This is a genomic window from Flavobacterium plurextorum (assembly GCF_002217395.1).
Classification (GTDB): domain Bacteria; phylum Bacteroidota; class Bacteroidia; order Flavobacteriales; family Flavobacteriaceae; genus Flavobacterium; species Flavobacterium plurextorum.
The window spans coordinates 26,723-43,666 of sequence record NZ_MUHD01000011.1; the positions used below are offsets into that span (position 1 = coordinate 26,723).

At 31.6% G+C, this 16,944-nt stretch carries 20 protein-coding genes and 1 tRNA gene; 10 read left to right on the forward strand and 11 right to left on the reverse strand.

All coding sequences use genetic code 11. The features are described from left to right. Positions 1-22: 22 nt before the first annotated feature. The 5 genes from accB to pdxA form a co-directional block, all read right to left on the reverse strand. Positions 23-511, reverse strand: a complete 489-nt coding sequence (gene accB / locus B0A81_RS05245; protein WP_089054362.1) for an acetyl-CoA carboxylase biotin carboxyl carrier protein — start codon at positions 509-511, stop codon at positions 23-25. A 23-nt stretch (positions 512-534) separates the two neighbouring features. Continuing rightward, entirely contained in the window at positions 535-1,533 is a 999-nt protein-coding gene (locus B0A81_RS05250) for a beta-ketoacyl-ACP synthase III (protein ID WP_089057045.1), read from the reverse strand. Between the two features lie 172 nt (positions 1,534-1,705). After that, positions 1,706-1,900, reverse strand: coding sequence for a 50S ribosomal protein L32 (gene rpmF / locus B0A81_RS05255; RefSeq protein WP_008465217.1), 195 nt, complete (start codon positions 1,898-1,900; stop codon positions 1,706-1,708). Between the two features lie 9 nt (positions 1,901-1,909). Further along, positions 1,910-2,452 (reverse strand): YceD family protein, encoded by a 543-nt coding sequence (locus tag B0A81_RS05260; protein WP_089057046.1) that lies wholly within the window; start codon positions 2,450-2,452, stop codon positions 1,910-1,912. A gap of 105 nt (positions 2,453-2,557) precedes the next feature. Further along, positions 2,558-3,607, reverse strand: a complete 1,050-nt coding sequence (pdxA, locus tag B0A81_RS05265) for a 4-hydroxythreonine-4-phosphate dehydrogenase PdxA (RefSeq protein ID WP_089054365.1) — start codon at positions 3,605-3,607, stop codon at positions 2,558-2,560. Positions 3,608-3,664: 57 nt separating this feature from the next. On the opposite strand from pdxA, the gene B0A81_RS05270 reads away from it, so the two are divergent. Next, positions 3,665-4,255: a riboflavin synthase gene (locus tag B0A81_RS05270; RefSeq protein WP_089057047.1), complete on the forward strand. Its 591-nt coding sequence runs from the start codon at positions 3,665-3,667 to the stop codon at positions 4,253-4,255. Between the two features lie 36 nt (positions 4,256-4,291). On the opposite strand, the gene B0A81_RS05275 is transcribed toward B0A81_RS05270, so the two are convergent. Next, entirely contained in the window at positions 4,292-4,528 is a 237-nt protein-coding gene (locus B0A81_RS05275; protein WP_089057048.1) for a hypothetical protein, read from the reverse strand. A gap of 547 nt (positions 4,529-5,075) precedes the next feature. Here B0A81_RS05275 and dcm point away from each other — a divergent pair. Further along, on the forward strand, positions 5,076-6,053 hold the full coding sequence (dcm, locus tag B0A81_RS05280; RefSeq protein ID WP_089057049.1) for a DNA (cytosine-5-)-methyltransferase: 978 nt from the start codon (positions 5,076-5,078) through the stop codon (positions 6,051-6,053). A 3-nt stretch (positions 6,054-6,056) separates the two neighbouring features. Here the strand turns inward: dcm and B0A81_RS05285 are convergent, their stop codons facing one another. Next, positions 6,057-6,545 (reverse strand): very short patch repair endonuclease, encoded by a 489-nt coding sequence (locus B0A81_RS05285; protein ID WP_244281284.1) that lies wholly within the window; start codon positions 6,543-6,545, stop codon positions 6,057-6,059. Positions 6,546-6,828: 283 nt separating this feature from the next. Between B0A81_RS05285 and B0A81_RS05290 the strand changes: the two genes are divergently transcribed. The 8 genes from B0A81_RS05290 to B0A81_RS05325 all read left to right on the forward strand — a co-directional run bounded on the left by B0A81_RS05290 (position 6,829) and on the right by B0A81_RS05325 (position 12,795). Next, positions 6,829-8,061, forward strand: a complete 1,233-nt coding sequence (locus B0A81_RS05290) for a site-specific integrase (RefSeq protein ID WP_089057050.1) — start codon at positions 6,829-6,831, stop codon at positions 8,059-8,061. Next, a complete protein-coding gene (locus B0A81_RS05295) occupies positions 8,061-8,738 on the forward strand; it encodes a hypothetical protein (RefSeq protein ID WP_089057051.1) in 678 nt (225 codons plus the stop codon). Before B0A81_RS05290 ends, B0A81_RS05295 begins: the two co-directional genes overlap by 1 nt. 81 nt (positions 8,739-8,819) lie before the next feature. Next, complete coding sequence (locus B0A81_RS05300; protein ID WP_089057052.1) at positions 8,820-9,125, forward strand: helix-turn-helix domain-containing protein; 306 nt, start codon at positions 8,820-8,822, stop codon at positions 9,123-9,125. Continuing rightward, complete coding sequence (locus tag B0A81_RS05305) at positions 9,115-9,327, forward strand: hypothetical protein (RefSeq protein ID WP_089057053.1); 213 nt, start codon at positions 9,115-9,117, stop codon at positions 9,325-9,327. Before B0A81_RS05300 ends, B0A81_RS05305 begins: the two co-directional genes overlap by 11 nt. A gap of 98 nt (positions 9,328-9,425) precedes the next feature. Then, positions 9,426-10,262, forward strand: a complete 837-nt coding sequence (locus tag B0A81_RS05310) for a rolling circle replication-associated protein (protein ID WP_089057054.1) — start codon at positions 9,426-9,428, stop codon at positions 10,260-10,262. Between the two features lie 7 nt (positions 10,263-10,269). Then, the gene (locus B0A81_RS05315; RefSeq protein ID WP_089057055.1) at positions 10,270-10,572 is read left to right on the forward strand and encodes a hypothetical protein; all 303 of its coding nucleotides are present in this window, start codon (positions 10,270-10,272) and stop codon (positions 10,570-10,572) included. Between the two features lie 40 nt (positions 10,573-10,612). Next, positions 10,613-11,707: an adenine-specific methyltransferase EcoRI family protein gene (locus B0A81_RS05320; protein WP_089057056.1), complete on the forward strand. Its 1,095-nt coding sequence runs from the start codon at positions 10,613-10,615 to the stop codon at positions 11,705-11,707. Positions 11,708-11,709: 2 nt separating this feature from the next. Continuing rightward, on the forward strand, positions 11,710-12,795 hold the full coding sequence (locus B0A81_RS05325; RefSeq protein ID WP_089057057.1) for a GmrSD restriction endonuclease domain-containing protein: 1,086 nt from the start codon (positions 11,710-11,712) through the stop codon (positions 12,793-12,795). A gap of 145 nt (positions 12,796-12,940) precedes the next feature. On the opposite strand, the gene B0A81_RS05330 is transcribed toward B0A81_RS05325, so the two are convergent. The 4 genes from B0A81_RS05330 to B0A81_RS05345 form a co-directional block, all read right to left on the reverse strand. Then, positions 12,941-13,014: transfer RNA gene (locus B0A81_RS05330), tRNA-Ile, on the reverse strand. Between the two features lie 147 nt (positions 13,015-13,161). Beyond that, positions 13,162-13,566, reverse strand: coding sequence for a methylmalonyl-CoA epimerase (gene mce / locus B0A81_RS05335; RefSeq protein ID WP_089057058.1), 405 nt, complete (start codon positions 13,564-13,566; stop codon positions 13,162-13,164). 1 nt (position 13,567) lies between these two features. Further along, on the reverse strand, positions 13,568-15,931 hold the full coding sequence (locus tag B0A81_RS05340) for a hypothetical protein (protein ID WP_089057059.1): 2,364 nt from the start codon (positions 15,929-15,931) through the stop codon (positions 13,568-13,570). After that, complete coding sequence (locus B0A81_RS05345) at positions 15,891-16,871, reverse strand: hypothetical protein (RefSeq protein ID WP_244281286.1); 981 nt, start codon at positions 16,869-16,871, stop codon at positions 15,891-15,893. The genes B0A81_RS05340 and B0A81_RS05345 overlap by 41 nt, the downstream gene beginning before the upstream one ends. Positions 16,872-16,944 lie beyond the last annotated feature (73 nt).

Genomic DNA, 16,944 nt, shown 5'->3' on the forward strand with positions numbered 1-16,944 from the left:
AAAATCTAAGATCTAAATTTATTTATGATGGATCTACTAAGAATAAAGGTTGATCAAATTCAACTGGAGACATATCGTCAACAAGAATCTTAACAATTTTTCCTGAAACTTCTGATTCGATTTCGTTGAATAATTTCATTGCTTCAATTACACAAAGAACATCTCCTTTTGCGATTGTGCTTCCTACTTCAGTAAAAACTGGTTTGTCTGGAGATGGTTTTCTATAAAATGTTCCAATAATTGGAGATTTTATCGTTATGAATTTAGAATTTTCAGCTGGAGCTTGAGGCTCAGCTGCTACATTTACAACTACTGGCGCCGTTACTTGCGGTGCAGCTGCTTGTGGTAATGCTGCCTGAGCTGGCAATTGCTGTACATAAGTAGTTTCTGTTACATTTCCTTCTAAAGTTGTTCTGATTGTGATTTTTACATCATCCATTTCTAACTTCACTTCTGCAACTCCTGAATTTGCTACAAATTTAATTAGGTTTTGAATTTCTTTTAAATCCATAATGACTCGTTTTTAGTTTTGATTTATTTTTTATCGTAAGCCCATTTTAGGTAAATAGATCCCCAAGTGAATCCACCGCCAAATGCAGCTAAAATAATATTGTCTCCTTTTTTGAGTTGTTTCTCAAAATCGTAAAGTACCAAAGGTAATGTTCCTGAAGTTGTATTACCATATTTTTCAATATTTACTAATACTTTAGACTCTTCTAGTTCAAGTCTTCCTGCAGTTGCATCAATGATGCGTTTGTTTGCCTGATGCGGCACTAACCAATCAACATCTTGATTTGTTAGATTGTTTCTTTTCAAGATTAGCTCGCTTGCGTCTGCCATATTGGTTACAGCATATTTAAATACTGTTTTACCATCTTGCATAATATTGTGTTGTCTGTTTTTTACAGTTTCTTCTGAAGCTGGAATTAAAGATCCTCCAGCCGGTATTTTAAGAAAATCACGACCTACTCCATCGCTTCTTAAATACTCATCTTGCAAACCTAAACCTTCATAGTTTGGTTCAAATAAAACAGCACCACCGCCATCACCAAAAATAATGCAAGTTGCTCTGTCTGTATAATCTACAATTGATGACATTTTATCTGCACCAATTAATAGTACTTTTTTATATCTTCCAGATTGTACATAAGCCGCAGCAGTTGACATTCCGTATAAGAAACTTGAACAAGCTGCCTGCAAGTCATATGCAAATGCATTAGTTGCTCCAATTTCTGTTGCAACATAAACTCCTGTAGAAGCCACCATCATATCAGGTGTTGCTGTTGCCATAATAACCATATCAATTTCTAAAGGATCGATATTTGCTTTTGCTATTAAATCCTTTGCTGCTTGTATAGCAAGATAAGATGTCCCTTTATCAGCATCTTTAAGAATTCTTCTTTCTTTAATTCCGGTACGAGTGGTAATCCATTCGTCATTGGTTTCTACCATTGTTTCCAACACTTTGTTAGAAAGTACAAAGTCTGGAACGTATCCTCCAACAGCGGTAATTGCGGCTGTGATTGTATTCATTATATTCTATTATTTCCTTTCAAATATTGTTATTTGAAAAATTTTTAAAAGACTTGAAAATTACAAAAAAAATCAAAACGAATTTGCCTGTATTTTCTTAAAAAACGAAAATTATAACCAACAAAAAAAACTCTCACTATGTGAGAGTTCTAGTATAATTTACAAAAACGTATTAAGCAACCGCTTCAGATTTATCGATAACAACTTGCCCTCTGTAGTACATTTTACCTTCATGCCAGTAAGCTCTGTGGTATAAATGCGCTTCTCCAGTAATAGGACATGTAGCGATTTGAGCTACAGTAGCTTTATAATGTGTTCTTCTCTTATCTCTTCTTGTTTTCGAGGTCTTTCTCTTAGGATGTGCCATTTTACTATATTATTTATCCGTTAATAGTTTCTTTAATTTTTCCCAACGCGGGTCAATATCTTCTTCTTGTTTACTCTCTTCCTTTTGTTCTTTTACACTTAATTCATTCAACTTTGTTAAAGCTTCGGTCTGTAAAGTCCCATCTTTAACGCCTGGATGAATTCGTTTTTGAGGCACTGAAAGCGCTATCATTTCATAAATGTATTGTCCTACATTCAATTCATGCTCTCCATGCGGTAAAATCAACAACTCTTCATTATCATCATTGAATTCATCTCCAAAGCGAACAATCAATTTCATTTTCCCTTTTAAAGGAAGATCAAAATCTTCACTTGTTAGATCACAAGGCACATTTACAGTTCCTTTATGTTTGAATTCTAACTCTAACATGTTGCTTTTCTTTTCGAAAACCAAACTCACTTTAATCTCAGAACTTTGAAACTCTTCATAGTCAAAGTCTTTAAAGAACGTGTTATTTATTTGATACTCAAAATGGTGTTTTCCCAGCTTTAACCCTATAAAAGGAATTAAAAATTCTTTTGTTTTGCTCATTTCAACATCAATTTGTACAATTCGAATACAAAACTACATATCCGAATTGGGGTGCAAAGATATAAAATTATTATAAATCTAATAATCTTATTCACCTTTTTTTGTTTATAACTGTTTTTCTTTTATTTTAAGAGGTTTTTGGCTAATCTCCTCATACTGATTACGCGAGCGAAAAATATCAAGTGCAAGATAAACTGCCTCTTTAAACGAGTTGAAATCTGCCATGTCTTTTCCTGCAATATCATAACCAGTTCCGTGATCTGGTGATGTTCTAATTTTATTTAAACCTGCTGTATAATTAACTCCTTTACCAAAAGACAATGTCTTGAACGGAATCAATCCTTGATCGTGATAAGTCGCTACAACAGCGTCATATTTTTCATATTGACCGCTTCCAAAAAAACCATCAGCAGAAAATGGTCCGAAAACCATAGTTCCTGAATCGAATATTTTTTTCAAAACCGGCTTTAAAACTAAATCATCTTCTTTTCCAATTACGCCGCCGTCACCGCAATGTGGATTTAATCCTAAAACTGCAATTTTTGGCTTTACAATACTAAAGTCTTGAATTAAAGATTTTCGGATTGTTTCAATCTTTCTTGTAATTAATTCTTCGGTTAAATGAGAAGAAACTTCACTTATAGGCACATGATCTGTTAACAAACCTACTCTTAAGTTATCCTGAACCATCATCATTAAAGCATTACCTTCTAACTCTTGATCTAGATAATCTGTGTGACCTGGGAATTTAAATTCTTCAGATTGGATATTATATTTATTTATAGGAGCCGTAACCAACACATCAACTAAACCTTCTTTTAAAGCTTTTGTCGCTGCAACAAATGATTTTATGGCATACTCTCCTATTTTTTCATCATTAGTTCCTAAGTTAATATCAACTCCTTCTCTCCAAAGATTAAACACGTTCACTTTTCCTGGAACAATCTGATCTAACTTATCTATTCCATGAAACTGAACGGTCGAAGTGAAACTTTTTTTAACAAAGGATAGAATTTTAGCATTTGCAAAAATAACCGGTGTACACAATTCAAGCATTCGAGAATCCTCAAATGTTTTTAGTATAACTTCGCTTCCAATACCGTTTAAATCTCCAACTGAAATTCCAACAATTATATTTTCTGCTTTTTTATTCATGAGCTCAGCTTATTTATTACTAATTTTGATGTGCAAATTTAGTAAAATAAAACCACAATGTTCACAGGAATTATAGAAACCCTAGGAAGGATTCACGAAATACAAAAAGACAAAAACAACTTACATGTAACTGTCGACTCCTCTATTACAAACGAATTAAAGATTGATCAAAGTGTTTCGCACAATGGAATCTGCCTTACGGTAGTTGCTATAAAAGATTCATTTTATACGGTTACTGCAATTGAGGAAACTATTTTAAAGACCAATATTGGCGATTGGAAAGTTAATGACATTGTAAATCTAGAAAGAGGAATGAAACTTGGCGACCGCCTTGACGGACATATTGTACAAGGTCACGTTGACCAAACTGGTACATGTACAAAAATTGAAGAGGCTAACGGAAGTTGGAATTACACTTTCGATTACGATGCAAATCTTAGCAATATTACGATCGAAAAAGGCTCTATAACTGTAAACGGAGTTAGTCTGACAGTTGTAAATTCTAAAACCAACGAATTCAGCGTTTCTATTATACCTTATACTTTTGAAAACACTAATTTCAAAAACTTCAAGGTTGGCTCAAAAATAAACTTAGAGTTTGATGTTGTTGGAAAGTACATTTCAAGACTTTATTCAATAAACAAATAGTTCTAGAAAAATTCAAAACACAAAAAAAGCTTCAATTTAAACTGAAGCTTTTTTTATTTTATTTTGATATATAATTGTTATTCCTAAAATTAATGCGCTTGCAATTAAAAAAGCAATATCCTCATTAATTGGCACTTTTGTCGGCGGCGGCGGCTTTACGATTCCAGCACGCGACATTCGCGGCGGCTGCGGCGGCATCTCTTCAGCAAAAACATATGATGAATTAGATACAACTAAAAAAAATACCAATAAAGCAATTCTTGTAATTCTCATAAATTTAAAACACTGAAAACAAACATTAGATATTTGGGCAAATATTTTAATATAATATCCTCATGAAAAAGAGTCTTTCAAGGAAATTCATTGACAAAAGTATTTTTTTTTCGCAAAAAAACAACTTTACAAACAAAACAGCTCTTTCAATTTAAGAAATAAAATTATAATACAATTCCTACAACAAATATCAATGTATTTTAAAGAAAAACCAAAATATTTCAAACCTTTCCTTCCGAAATTCTTTAAAACACTTTAATACGCAAGCACTTTCAATTATTCATCGCCTAAACAAGAAACAAATCGATCAAGAAAATCCTTTTTTCGGCACTCTGAAATTTGAAAAAAACTTCTCACAGAATAAAATTTAAAAAAAATGCAACAATTTTAAATAAGTCAGAAAGAACTGTAAAGTATAACATTGAAAAATAAAATACTTTTCTTTTTAAGAACCGATCGCAGTCTACTATACTCTAATTAATATATTTGCAGGAAATAATATGGAACTAAAAAAGTTCAAGACATCATTTCTTTAGCCGAACGAATAATGGAGAATAAATTTACAGTTGGAAGTTTGTATGCGGGTGTGGGCGGAATATGTCTAGGTTTTAAAAAAGCTGGCTTTGATCTAAAATGGGCCAATGAATTTGACAAACATGCCTGCAAGACTTACAGGACAAACTTCGAACACAATTTAATTGAAGGAGATGTTATGAACTTAAACTTAAGTTCTCTTGAAAAAATAGACATTTTAACGGCCGGTTTTCCTTGTCAGCCTTTTTCGCTTGCAGGACACCGAAAAGGTTTCGAGGACAGAAGAGGAAATCATTTTTTTAAAATCCTTGATTTTATTGACGAAATGAGACCTAAAGTTGTTTTTCTTGAAAACGTTAAAAACTTAAGAGGACACGACAAAGGCAATACTCTTAAGGTTATTGAAAGTGAAATAAAAAAACGAAACTACACTTTTGACAGCGCTATTTTAAACACTAAAGATTTTGGCAACACGCCGCACAACAGAGAAAGACTTTTTATGGTTGCATTTGACAAAAACTTCGTTAATAACAAAAAGTTTAAGTTTGCCTTTCCCAAAAAAGAAAACCTGACTACATCTGTAAAAGATTTAATTATTACCGAAAAAGTACCAGATAAATTTTACTATGGTGAGGATAAATACATGTACAATACTTTGAAAGAATCTATTGTCGATAAAGATAGAATTTATCAATTCAGGAGACACTATGTTAGAGAAAACAAGGCTGGTTTATGCCCTACTTTAACAGCAAACATGGGAACTGGCGGACATAATGTTCCAATTATTATAACAGATCATGGATTTCGAAAATTGACACCTCGCGAATGTTTTAGGTTTCAAGGTTTTCCAGACAGCTTTAATCTCCCTTCTATTTCAAATTCTAACTTATACAAACAAGCTGGAAATTCTGTAAGCATGCCTGTTATTGAAAGATTGGCCAATGAGATTTCTAAAGTCATCGAAAAAGTCGAAAAGAAGAAAAACATTTAAACTCTATTTCTCTTCGATTTCACTCTTTGAAAATTCTATTTCTCTTTGAATTCTGATTAAACAAGTATCAAGTTCTTTCTGAATTTCTTTGCTCCAAAAACGTATTACTTTCCATTCTTTTGAAATTAAATAAGCATTAACCTCAGCATCGCGCTTCCTATTTCGTTCCATTTTTGGAATCCAATACTCCCGATTCGACTTAATACGTTCTTGATTTAAGTCCCAATCTTTACCGTGAAAAAATTCGCTGTCTATAAAAATGGCAATTTTATACTTTGCAAAAGTCAAATCAGGCTTACCAAACACCTTTTTATTATTCTTTCGATATCTATATCCAAGCCGCCATAAAGCCTTTGCAATCCTAACCTCATCTTTGGTTGCTGTGCTTTTTATAGCCTGCATATTTTTCCTCCGTTGTTCAGGCGTTAAATTATCCATTGTCTTATCCTGATTAAATTTGTCTCTGCAGTATAAATTTACTTCATTTTTCAATAGACAATGAAATTTTAATAACTTCTCTAAAAAACAAAAAACAAAAAAGCCTTTACATTTCTGTAAAGGCTTTTTATTTCTAAATAAGTGGTCCCACCTGTACCCCTGATAATTTTATCAAATTTTACTATTTTTTACCGTATTTACTAGCCTTAACCCTTGTTTTTACTAGCTTTTATATAAGGTCAAATAAAACTAAAAATAATTAAAATAAAAAAATTCCGCCCCTCATTCCGCCCCTATTGAATTTATACTTAGATTTGCTGTATATAAATTCATACACATGTCTAAGGTAAGATTCAAATTAAAAGAGCCTAATTCTAAAAATGACACATTAGTTTATTTGATGTGCTATTACCAATATAATGAATTTAAATATTCAACTGGCGAAAGAATTAATCCAAAATTTTGGAATCCTAAATCACAACGAGTAAAAGAAACTAGACAGTTTCCTGAATATCCTGAATTTAATGCTAGACTAGACAAATATGAGAATGCAATAAATAATGTATTCCGTAGATTATTAAATGATGGTATTCAACCTAACAACACTTTATTAAAAAAAGAAATAGAAATTGAATTAAGTGATAACCGCTTAAAACCAAGAAAAAAATCATTCCTAACTTTTGTTGATGAATATATAACCGAAAGCAAATTAAACAAACGTGAGGGAACTATAAAAGTCTACAACACTACATATAAATACCTAAAAGAGTATTCCGCAAAAAACAAGACGATTAATTTTGAAGACATAACTTTAGAGTTTTACAATTATTATACTGCTTTTTTATCTCAAGAACATTCGCTTTCAGCCAATACAGTAGGAAAACATATTAAGACTATTAAATCTTTTATGAACGAAGCCACAGAAAGAGGATTTAATGAAAACTTAGAGTTTCGAAAAAAGAAATTCAAAACAATTCGAGAAGAAGCAGACACGGTCTATTTAAGCATAAAAGAACTAGAACAGTTTGAAAAATTAAAATTAAGTGCAACCCCAAAACTTGAAAGAGTTAGAGATTTATTTTTGATTGGTTGTTATACAGGTTTACGTTTTTCTGATTTTACACAAATACAACCTGAAAACATAAATAGTGATAACACTATGATTTTTATTCGAACTCAAAAAACAAGCGAACGTGTTGCAATTCCATTACACAAAACAGTAAGGACGATTTTAAAAAAGTACAATAATCGACTTCCGAAAGCTTACACTAATCAGGTTATGAATTCATACCTGAAGGATGTTGCAAGCTTAGCCAAAATAAAAGAACCAATTGAAACAACTATAACAAGAGCAGGAAAACTAGAAAAAACGGTATCTCCAAAATTCAAATTGATTTCTACCCATACCGCCCGAAGAAGTTTTGCAACAAATTTATATCTTGCGGATATTCCTGCTATTTCAATAATGAAAATTACAGGACATAAAACGGAGCGTTCTTTTATGCAATACATCAGAATTACCCAAGAACAGAATGCAGACAAACTATTAACTCATGCTTTTTTTAAATAATGGATATAATTACTTCAAACGAATTACAAGAGAAATTTGACTTAACAATTCAAAATAATTCCAATCGAAATTTAAAAATCGAAAATGAAATTAAAGCCGTTGAGGAATACGTTTACAATGTTCCTGTTTTAAGAAATTCATTAAGAAGACAACCTATTCAAACCAGCATAAACAAAACCCCTCAAGTCTTCAACTTAGGTAATACTTATATTGACAGAAATATTTTTCATGATGCTTTTTGTAAATATCTAAATAGTGAAGAAAAAACAATTGTTGGACAGCTTTATAACGAACCTAAAGAAGTCCATTATTTAAAACAACGTTCAGCAAATCAAGCAATCGAACTTTTTATATATTACAGCTGGTTAAAAACTCTGCTTACTAAAAAAGCAAAACCAACAATAACTTTAAATCACCAAGAGAAAATGCTTGCACTTGTCTATTTAGGAATGGACACAAGTAAATTTGACAAGAATAAAACCGCAAAAATACTTAGTGCAATTTTAGGACTAAGCGAACAAAACACTAGAGAAATTTTAGGCTCATTATATATCAATGCAGTAAACAATCCTGTAAGAACAAAAAAGCATTTTGAAAATTTACAGAACCAATTTAAAAATATTGGTCTAAGCGAAATTGCATCGAATATAGAAGAAGAAATTAAAAATTTAAAATAAAACTTGTAGTACTACACACAATTACTACTCACTGCACCTCTTTACATCTTTGCGTCATTATTAATCAAATAAAGTAAAATAATGGCAAAAATGATGTTTACCACAATCGAGCTTCCAGAGCTTAAAAAAATTGTAGAGGATGCAATATTAAATCAATTGAAAAATTTTGTTCCTGTAGTAGAACAAAAAAAATCACAACTCCTTACAAGAAAACAAACAGCAGAAATGCTTTGTATTTCATTACCTACTCTTCACGATTGGACTAAAACAGGCTTAATAAAAGCGCATAGAATCGGGAATAGAGTACTTTATAAATTTGACGAAATAAACAATTCGTTACGTCAAATCAACACTTCAACAATGAAAGGAGGTCGTCATGGAAACTAAGAAAAATGACTACTCTGTTATTGTATATCTAGAGAATGAAACCATGCCTAAAAAATGGACTTACGTTCATAAACTAAATGGTTTCTCAATGTTTCTAAATACCTCTCATCCTACTTGGGCGTATATGAATGTTTACGAACGTAGAACAGGAAAATATTTGAAACGTTTTTACAAGGGAAACTTCATACCTCCATTTCTCTAGATATTTTTTTTTAACCTTTAATAACTAAAGCACCTTTAATAATAACCATTAATAAATAACCTTTTAATGGTTTTAATTAATGTGCAACGATTCAGATTATGATAGTCAAAAACACATACGGTACAAGTGTCGCTTTTTCGGTTCGGGAATTCGGTATAATACCCAAAAATGAGTTTACGGGTTCATCACTTCAAAGAAAGAAACAAGAACCTAAACCAAAAACAGAAAAGAAACCCAAGCCAATAGACAACATAAAAAAAATGCGGTCTTTGTCTAAAAAGTCAAAACAAAAAATCCGAAAGAAAATAATTTGTTTTGCGAGATGTTACAAACGATTGAGTTTTGTTACACTCACATTTTTAAACAAAGTAACAGACGAGCAGGCAGTAAATCTATTACGCAAGTTCATTGATAACGCAAAAAAGCGAAGTGAAAACTTCCAATATATTTGGGTAGCTGAAAGACAAACCAAAAATGACTTTTTTAAAGGAAACGTTCATTTTCACATGATAACCAACAAATATTGGAAAATTGAAAAATGGTGGAATTATTGGCTTGACTTACAAAAGAAAAACGGAATAATCCCAAGAGACGAAAATTACAAACCCTCTTCGGCATTTGATGTAAGACAACTCAATTCAAACAACATTCGGTCAATTGCTTCTTATGTGACAAAGTACGTAACTAAAAATAATGACAAATTTAATTGTCAGGTCTGGAACTGCTCTCGACAAGTCTCAGAGCTTTACACGGATTTTTATACCGATTCAAGTTTTGTAGATGAATTTAAAAAACTGGATGCAGTCCTTAAAGAATTTGAGGTAAAAGACCATAGCAACCGAACAATTATAAATGTAAAAATGATAAACCTAAACAGACAGACTTTAAAACTATACAATAGACTAGACGAAAAGAATAAAGCAATCCCTAACTAAACAAACTATGAAAAACAATAGAAAAGAATTCAAAGAATTACCAAAAAACATAAAGTTTGCAACACATAATTCTAATAATGAAGATTTCATAATCATAGAATATTTTATTGCAAACCTAATCTACAATGGAGCTTCGTTTAAACAGCTTCTAGAGCCTGCCCATGATATCAAAAATAAAAAAGACAAAGAACAAATGATAACTGAAACAACTAATATAGTTTTAGACTTCATTAAACTCAATCCTGAATTTGCTAAAATTTTAAAGCAAAACAAAAAAGTTGATGGAATTAACAATTTTGGAGGAAACTAATTATAAGATTTGTATTTTTGTTTGTAAATAATTTCAATCAATGGCTAAAAAATCTCAAAACGAAAATTTAACTCAAGCTAAAAAAAATAAGAAAGACGAGTTCTATACTCAACTTCCAGATATAGATAGAGAACTTAAACACTACAAAAATCATTTCAAAAACAAAATAGTATATTGTAACTGTGATGACCCACGTGTTAGCAATTTTTTTCATTATTTTTCATATAACTTTGAAAAATTAGGTCTAAAAAAACTTATTGCTACTTGTTATAAAAGTCAAAATATGGATTTATTTAGTCAAAATGAATCCGAACAGGCTGTGTATTTAGAATATAATGGTGACAAAAACGGTAATAATGTCCCAGACCCGAGCGAAATTGGTATTATACCTTTAAAAGGTGATGGTGATTTTAGAAGCCAGGAAAGTATTGAATTGCTAAAACAAGCTGATATAATCGTATCCAACCCACCTTTCTCATTATTCCGTGAATATGTAGCTCAAATAATTGAAAATGAGAAAAAATTCGTAATTATTGGACATCAAAATGCAACTAAATATAAAGAAATCTTTAGACTTATTAAAGAGAATAGAATATGGTTAGGCTATGGATTCAAAGGAGGGGCTGGGCATTTTATTAACCAACATTACGAAGACTATGCAACTGCTACAGATAGAAAAGAAGGTATGATTAGAGTATCTGGAGTTCATTGGTTTACAAATCTTGACTTAAATAAACGACACGAAGATTTAATACTTTACAAGATGTATAATGAAGAGGAATACCCAAAATATGACAATTATAATGCAATTGAAGTTAGCAAAACAAATGAAATACCAGTAGACTACAATGGAATAATGGGAGTCCCTATTACATTTTTAGACAAATATAATCCAGACCAGTTCGAAATTGTAGGTATGACTTCGGGTAGAGATGAATTTGAAGCTAGACCAATTAAAAAATATATCAATCCAAAACAACACAACGAAGACGGTACCACAACAAACGGAAGCAAAGCAAATACTAGTTCGACTATTCTATACAAAAATAAACCTGAAGGAGTTTATTATACCGCTGATAACGCTGAAGGATATTTAAAAGTACTTTACACTAGATTTCTAATTAAAAGAAAATAATAATGAATATAGAACTTAAAGAGATTTCAGTCCGAGAACTAACAAACGGATTTCAAGATAACGAAGAAAATGGGGTAATTGGTTTTGGCGGTAAATTAGATATTCGCCCACCTTATCAAAGAGAATTTATTTATAAAGACAAACAAAGAGATGCCGTAATAGATACTATCACAAAAAACTACCCACTTAACGTTATGTATTGGGCAATTCGTGAGGACGGAAATTTTGAGGTTATAGACGGGCAACAAAGAACAATATCTATTTGTCAATATATAAATGGAGATTTCGCATATATGTTTAAGTATTTCCATAATTTACAGAAAGACGAACAAGACAAAATTTTAGACTATAAATTAATGGTTTATGTTTGTAGCGGTACAGATAGCGAAAAATTAGAGTGGTTTAAAACAATTAATATTGCTGGAGAAAAACTAACAGAACAAGAATTAAGAAACGCTGTTTATTCGGGTTCTTGGGTTACTGACGCGAAAAGATACTTCAGTAAAAATAATTGTGTTGCATACAATATTGGAAGTGATTATTTAAGCGGTACACCTAATAGACAAGATTATTTAGAAACTGCAATAAGATGGATTTCAAAAAGCAATATTGAGGTTCATATGGCAAACCATCAACACGACCCGAATGCATTAGCTTTATGGCAATATTTTCAAAGTGTAATCACTTGGGTTCAAGGTACATTTACTAAAAAACGTGTCAAGTTTATGAATGGTGTAGACTGGGGAGCTCTATATAATGTATATAAAGACCAAGTTTTTGACACAAAAGCAATAGAAGAAGAAACAGCAAGACTTATTGCAGATGATGATGTGCAAAAGAAAAAAGGAATATATCCATACATTTTAACTCGAGATGAACGCCATTTAGGAATAAGAGCTTTTTCTGATTCTATGAAACAAAAAGTATATGAGCAACAAGAAGGAATTTGTGTTTCTTGTAAAAAACATTTTGATGTCGCACAAATGGAAGGCGACCATATCACACCATGGCATGACGGCGGAAAAACTATCGAAGAAAATTTACAAATGTTGTGTAAAGATTGTAACAGAAGAAAATCTGGAAAATAGAAACTACATTAGAATCCACAATCAAAGCCTCTTTATAGAGGTTTTTTTTATTCTAAAAATATAAAAATTCCGCCCCTTATTCCGCCCCTGAAAAAAACAAAGCCTTACAAACGTAGTGTTTATAAGGCTTTTCAAGTGTAAACCGTGGTCCCACCTGGGCTCGAACCAGGGACCACCTGATTATGAGTCAGGTGCTCTAACCAGCTGAGCTATAGGACCGGTTTAGAGGATGCAATATTACTACTATTTTTCATTCACACCAAATATTTTAAGACATGATTTGCATTTAATTTTAATTCAAAGCCCATGTTTCAAAAACAAGATTGATTTTCAAGGCATTATTGAGAATAAAAAAAGGAACTTTTTTTATCTAATTTCCTGACAAAGCTCAACCAAAACACCATTTGTATTCTTTGGATGCAAAAAAACCACCAATTTATTGTCGGCGCCTTTCTTCGGAACTTCATTTATCAATACAAAACCTTCGCTTTTTAAGCGTGAAATCTCGGCATGAATATCTTCAACATCAAAAGCGATGTGATGAATTCCTTCACCTTTCTTTTCTAAAAATTTCGCAATTGGGCTTTCTGGATTCGTCGCCATCAAAAGTTCAATTTTGTTTGTTCCAGTTTGAAAAAAAGAGGTCAAAACTCCTTCACTTTCTACCCTTTCTTCTTTGTACGACGGAACGCCCAATAATTTCTCGAACAATACATTTGCATCGTCCATATTTTTTACGGCAATTCCAATATGTTCTATTTTATTTACCATCTTATTTTAATTGAGTTACATAAGTATTAAAATAACCACATTCTGCAATTACATCCTGATAATATTTAGTATCCGAATATTCTTTTTGCAGCGTTTTAAATCCATTCCAAGCAATAAAATTCACTTTATCATCATTAGCATCCCACCAATATTTAACACTATTGTATTTTGTATTATAATATTCATTTCGTTCGCATTTCGAGATTAAATACACACATTTTGCTTTCTGCTCCTTTGTAGATGCTGCCTGCAATGCTTTTTGGTAATACATTTTAGAAACACTGCAATCTGTAATCATCTTTTTCATAGAATCTCTAAACGAATATGGACTTGAGCCGTAACCTACAATAGTAATTTCGTAGAAAGTTCTTCCGTTTCCAAAATGCGAAATATTATAAAATGCATTTCCTAACAATAAACTATTGGTGTAAACATCTTCGTTTTTAGCCAGTTTATCCTGCATTTCTTTTATTGTATTTAAGAAATCCATTTGTGTATACTTTCTTTTTTGGTAAGCTGCATGATCACAATCGTGGCAGTCTTTTATACTTCCGTTAAACGGATTTCCTAAAAATTTAGAATTCTGAACAGAATCTGTCTGTTTCATAAACTCGATAGCTTCTGGAATTTTGTTTTTGAAAGTTGCCTGAACTGCCTGAAAGTTATTAATATCTTTTAATTTCAAACTATAAATTCCCGCACCAATATTCTCGATTTCAGACTTATTCGATTTAGACAAAAACGTTTTTATTCCCTGTAAATTCTTCTCATCATCATAAAAAGCATTTCCATCATTCCAATAGCTGTAACGAGATTCGCCAAAAATCTCAGCCATAACTAAATTCCCTTTTTCTCTATAAAGCGTAGACAAATAACTTCTGCTCCATGAAGAAGCATTTTGATAACGAAATTCTTGTCCTTTATAGTTTTTTGGAAGTTCGTAATACAACCAATTCAAATCTGCCAAAATTGTTTTTTCGTTTTTATCCGTCAGTTTATCAATTTTACTTAAGTTATTTACAAAACGCAATAAACGAAGCTGCATTCCTGCCAATTCTGTTTTAGGAAGCGTTTTTACCGCTTTATCAAAATTCTTATCTGCATTTGCATAATCACCTTTTAAAGTCTGCAAATACCCAAGAGACAAATCCCATAAATAAGGTCTGTCTGTATTTCCTGCCGCCGAAATTTTTGCAATTAAATCCAGCGCTTTTTTATCCACTTTAGCTTGATTTTCGGTTTTGTTTTCCGCAACAGTAAGCTTTTTTACGGGCTGGTTTTCTCCACCATCCTTCTGAAAAGAGTTATTTATAGACTGTTCAAGTCCGTTTACCAATCTAGTCGCCAAATAATTTAAATGCTCGCTTTTTGGATCTAATTCGTAAATTTTCTCGATTGCTTGTTTTTCATCTTTATAATATCCGTGAATAGCCCAAAGTGCTGCTTTCTCTTTATTAGTCTTTGCCATTGTCAGCGCTTTATTCCAGTCTGTTTCATTTTTTGGAGCAAAACTATACGCTGTTACCACTCTTAATTCAGGACATTTATCAAAAACCTGTGCATACAAATAGTTCGAAACCGCATATTTTCCTTGTTTATGATTGATTCCGGCAACGTATGAAAGCGCGCGATAATACAATGTATTTTTAGGAACTGAGCTTTCTGTTTTATTAAAAAACTCAATTGCTTTTTGTTTATTATTACTATAAAAACGAGCTTTCATGGTAAGAAACCAATATCTATTTTTCAAGAAAGGATCAGACAAAGTATTGTAAACATTCTCGATTGACTGAATCATTTTAGCATCATTGAACGTTTTTGCCACAACAGGATCATAACTCCAATGATCTTCGCTAATTGAAACGGTTTCTATTTTTTGTGCCAAATACAAAAACTCAACAAAGTTTTTTACTTTTTCATCTTTCAATGGCATCTTTTTTCCCCATTTTAAAGACGAAGCATTCTCTTTTTTAGCTTTATAATACACATGAAGATCTGTGATTTCTTCCTTATTCTTAATCTTATTTTTATTATCTGAATAATAATTTGGCTTCTCATCACCAATTAAAAAATAATTTACTGTTGTAGTATCTATTTTTCCTTTAAGATAAGCTGCCCAATCTGATTTTATGTCTTTATTGAAACGTGAATTATGCTGGGTATCATAACCAATTCCGTAGAAAATACCATTCGACAAAAAAAGCGGTGAATAGGATTTATCTGCAAACGTTTCTGGAGTAAAATTAGAACTATAAATACCAAAATAATCCCAATCTCCATCTGCACAAGCATAAATTATTCCGTATGTAAAAAGGAAAGCTGCACTAAAACCAAGAAACAACTTGCTTAAAAATATTCTTTTCATAATTATTAATATTGAATTCGTCTAAATCGTAAAATATAATTTCTTTTGGAGACTGCGCTTTATTATCGTCTAAATCTTCAGCCATTTCTTTTAAATCTTCGGGAGAAATTGTCTCTGTTTTCAGCAGATCATTTTCTTGGTAATAAACACCATTTTTGTAATTAGATTGTTTTACTCTAAAAAATATTGAACTAATCTGCTCGAAGTTTTTATCTTTTTTGAGTTCGTTGATATTCAATTTCGAACGCAAACCTAAAACCTTTTGATTCCTAATATGAATTGCCCACGAATAAATAGGAAGCGCATAATCAAGATGCAGCGGATATTTCTTTAAACTTTTAAGATATTTCTCTGAGATTTTTCGGCTGTAAATAGAATTTAATGAATCTGGCGCTATACTTCCCATATTGTAAAACATCAAAACACCGTTATCTACATTCGGAATTTTAGTTTTCTTAAAGTACTTAACTTGATGAAGTCTGATTGTGGCCGAGAGTTTTTTCTTCGAAAGCTTTTTAATCTGCTCAATAAACTTAAGATAATCGTCTTTGCTGTTCAATGTCCAATCGCAGTCAATTTGGATTTCGGTACAATTAATTTTATTCTTGCTGTTGATTTCAGTAATTAAATGAATCGTCTTTTTTGCAAGATCTTCAACGTCTAAATACTTCTCAAGCATTACTTTATTTTGAATAAAAACAACTGGAACAATTTCAAACTCTTGCACATTTTCATAAAAATGAACTGGACTTACAGGAAATGGCTTTTGCGTTTGAGGATCAAGTCCGATGTCAAAATATCGAACATAAAGTTTATGAACCTCATTGTCTTTGAGAGCTGTCTTTTCAGTTTCTGAAAATTTTAGATTGGTTTTCCAATAATAAAAAGAAATTATTGGCTGGTCTTTTTTGCTGCACGCAGTCAGAAAAAGAAGTAACAAAACCCAAAAAAATCTTTTAACCAAAACAAAGTGATATTATATTTAAAATCAAAAGTAAGAAATTATCTCATAT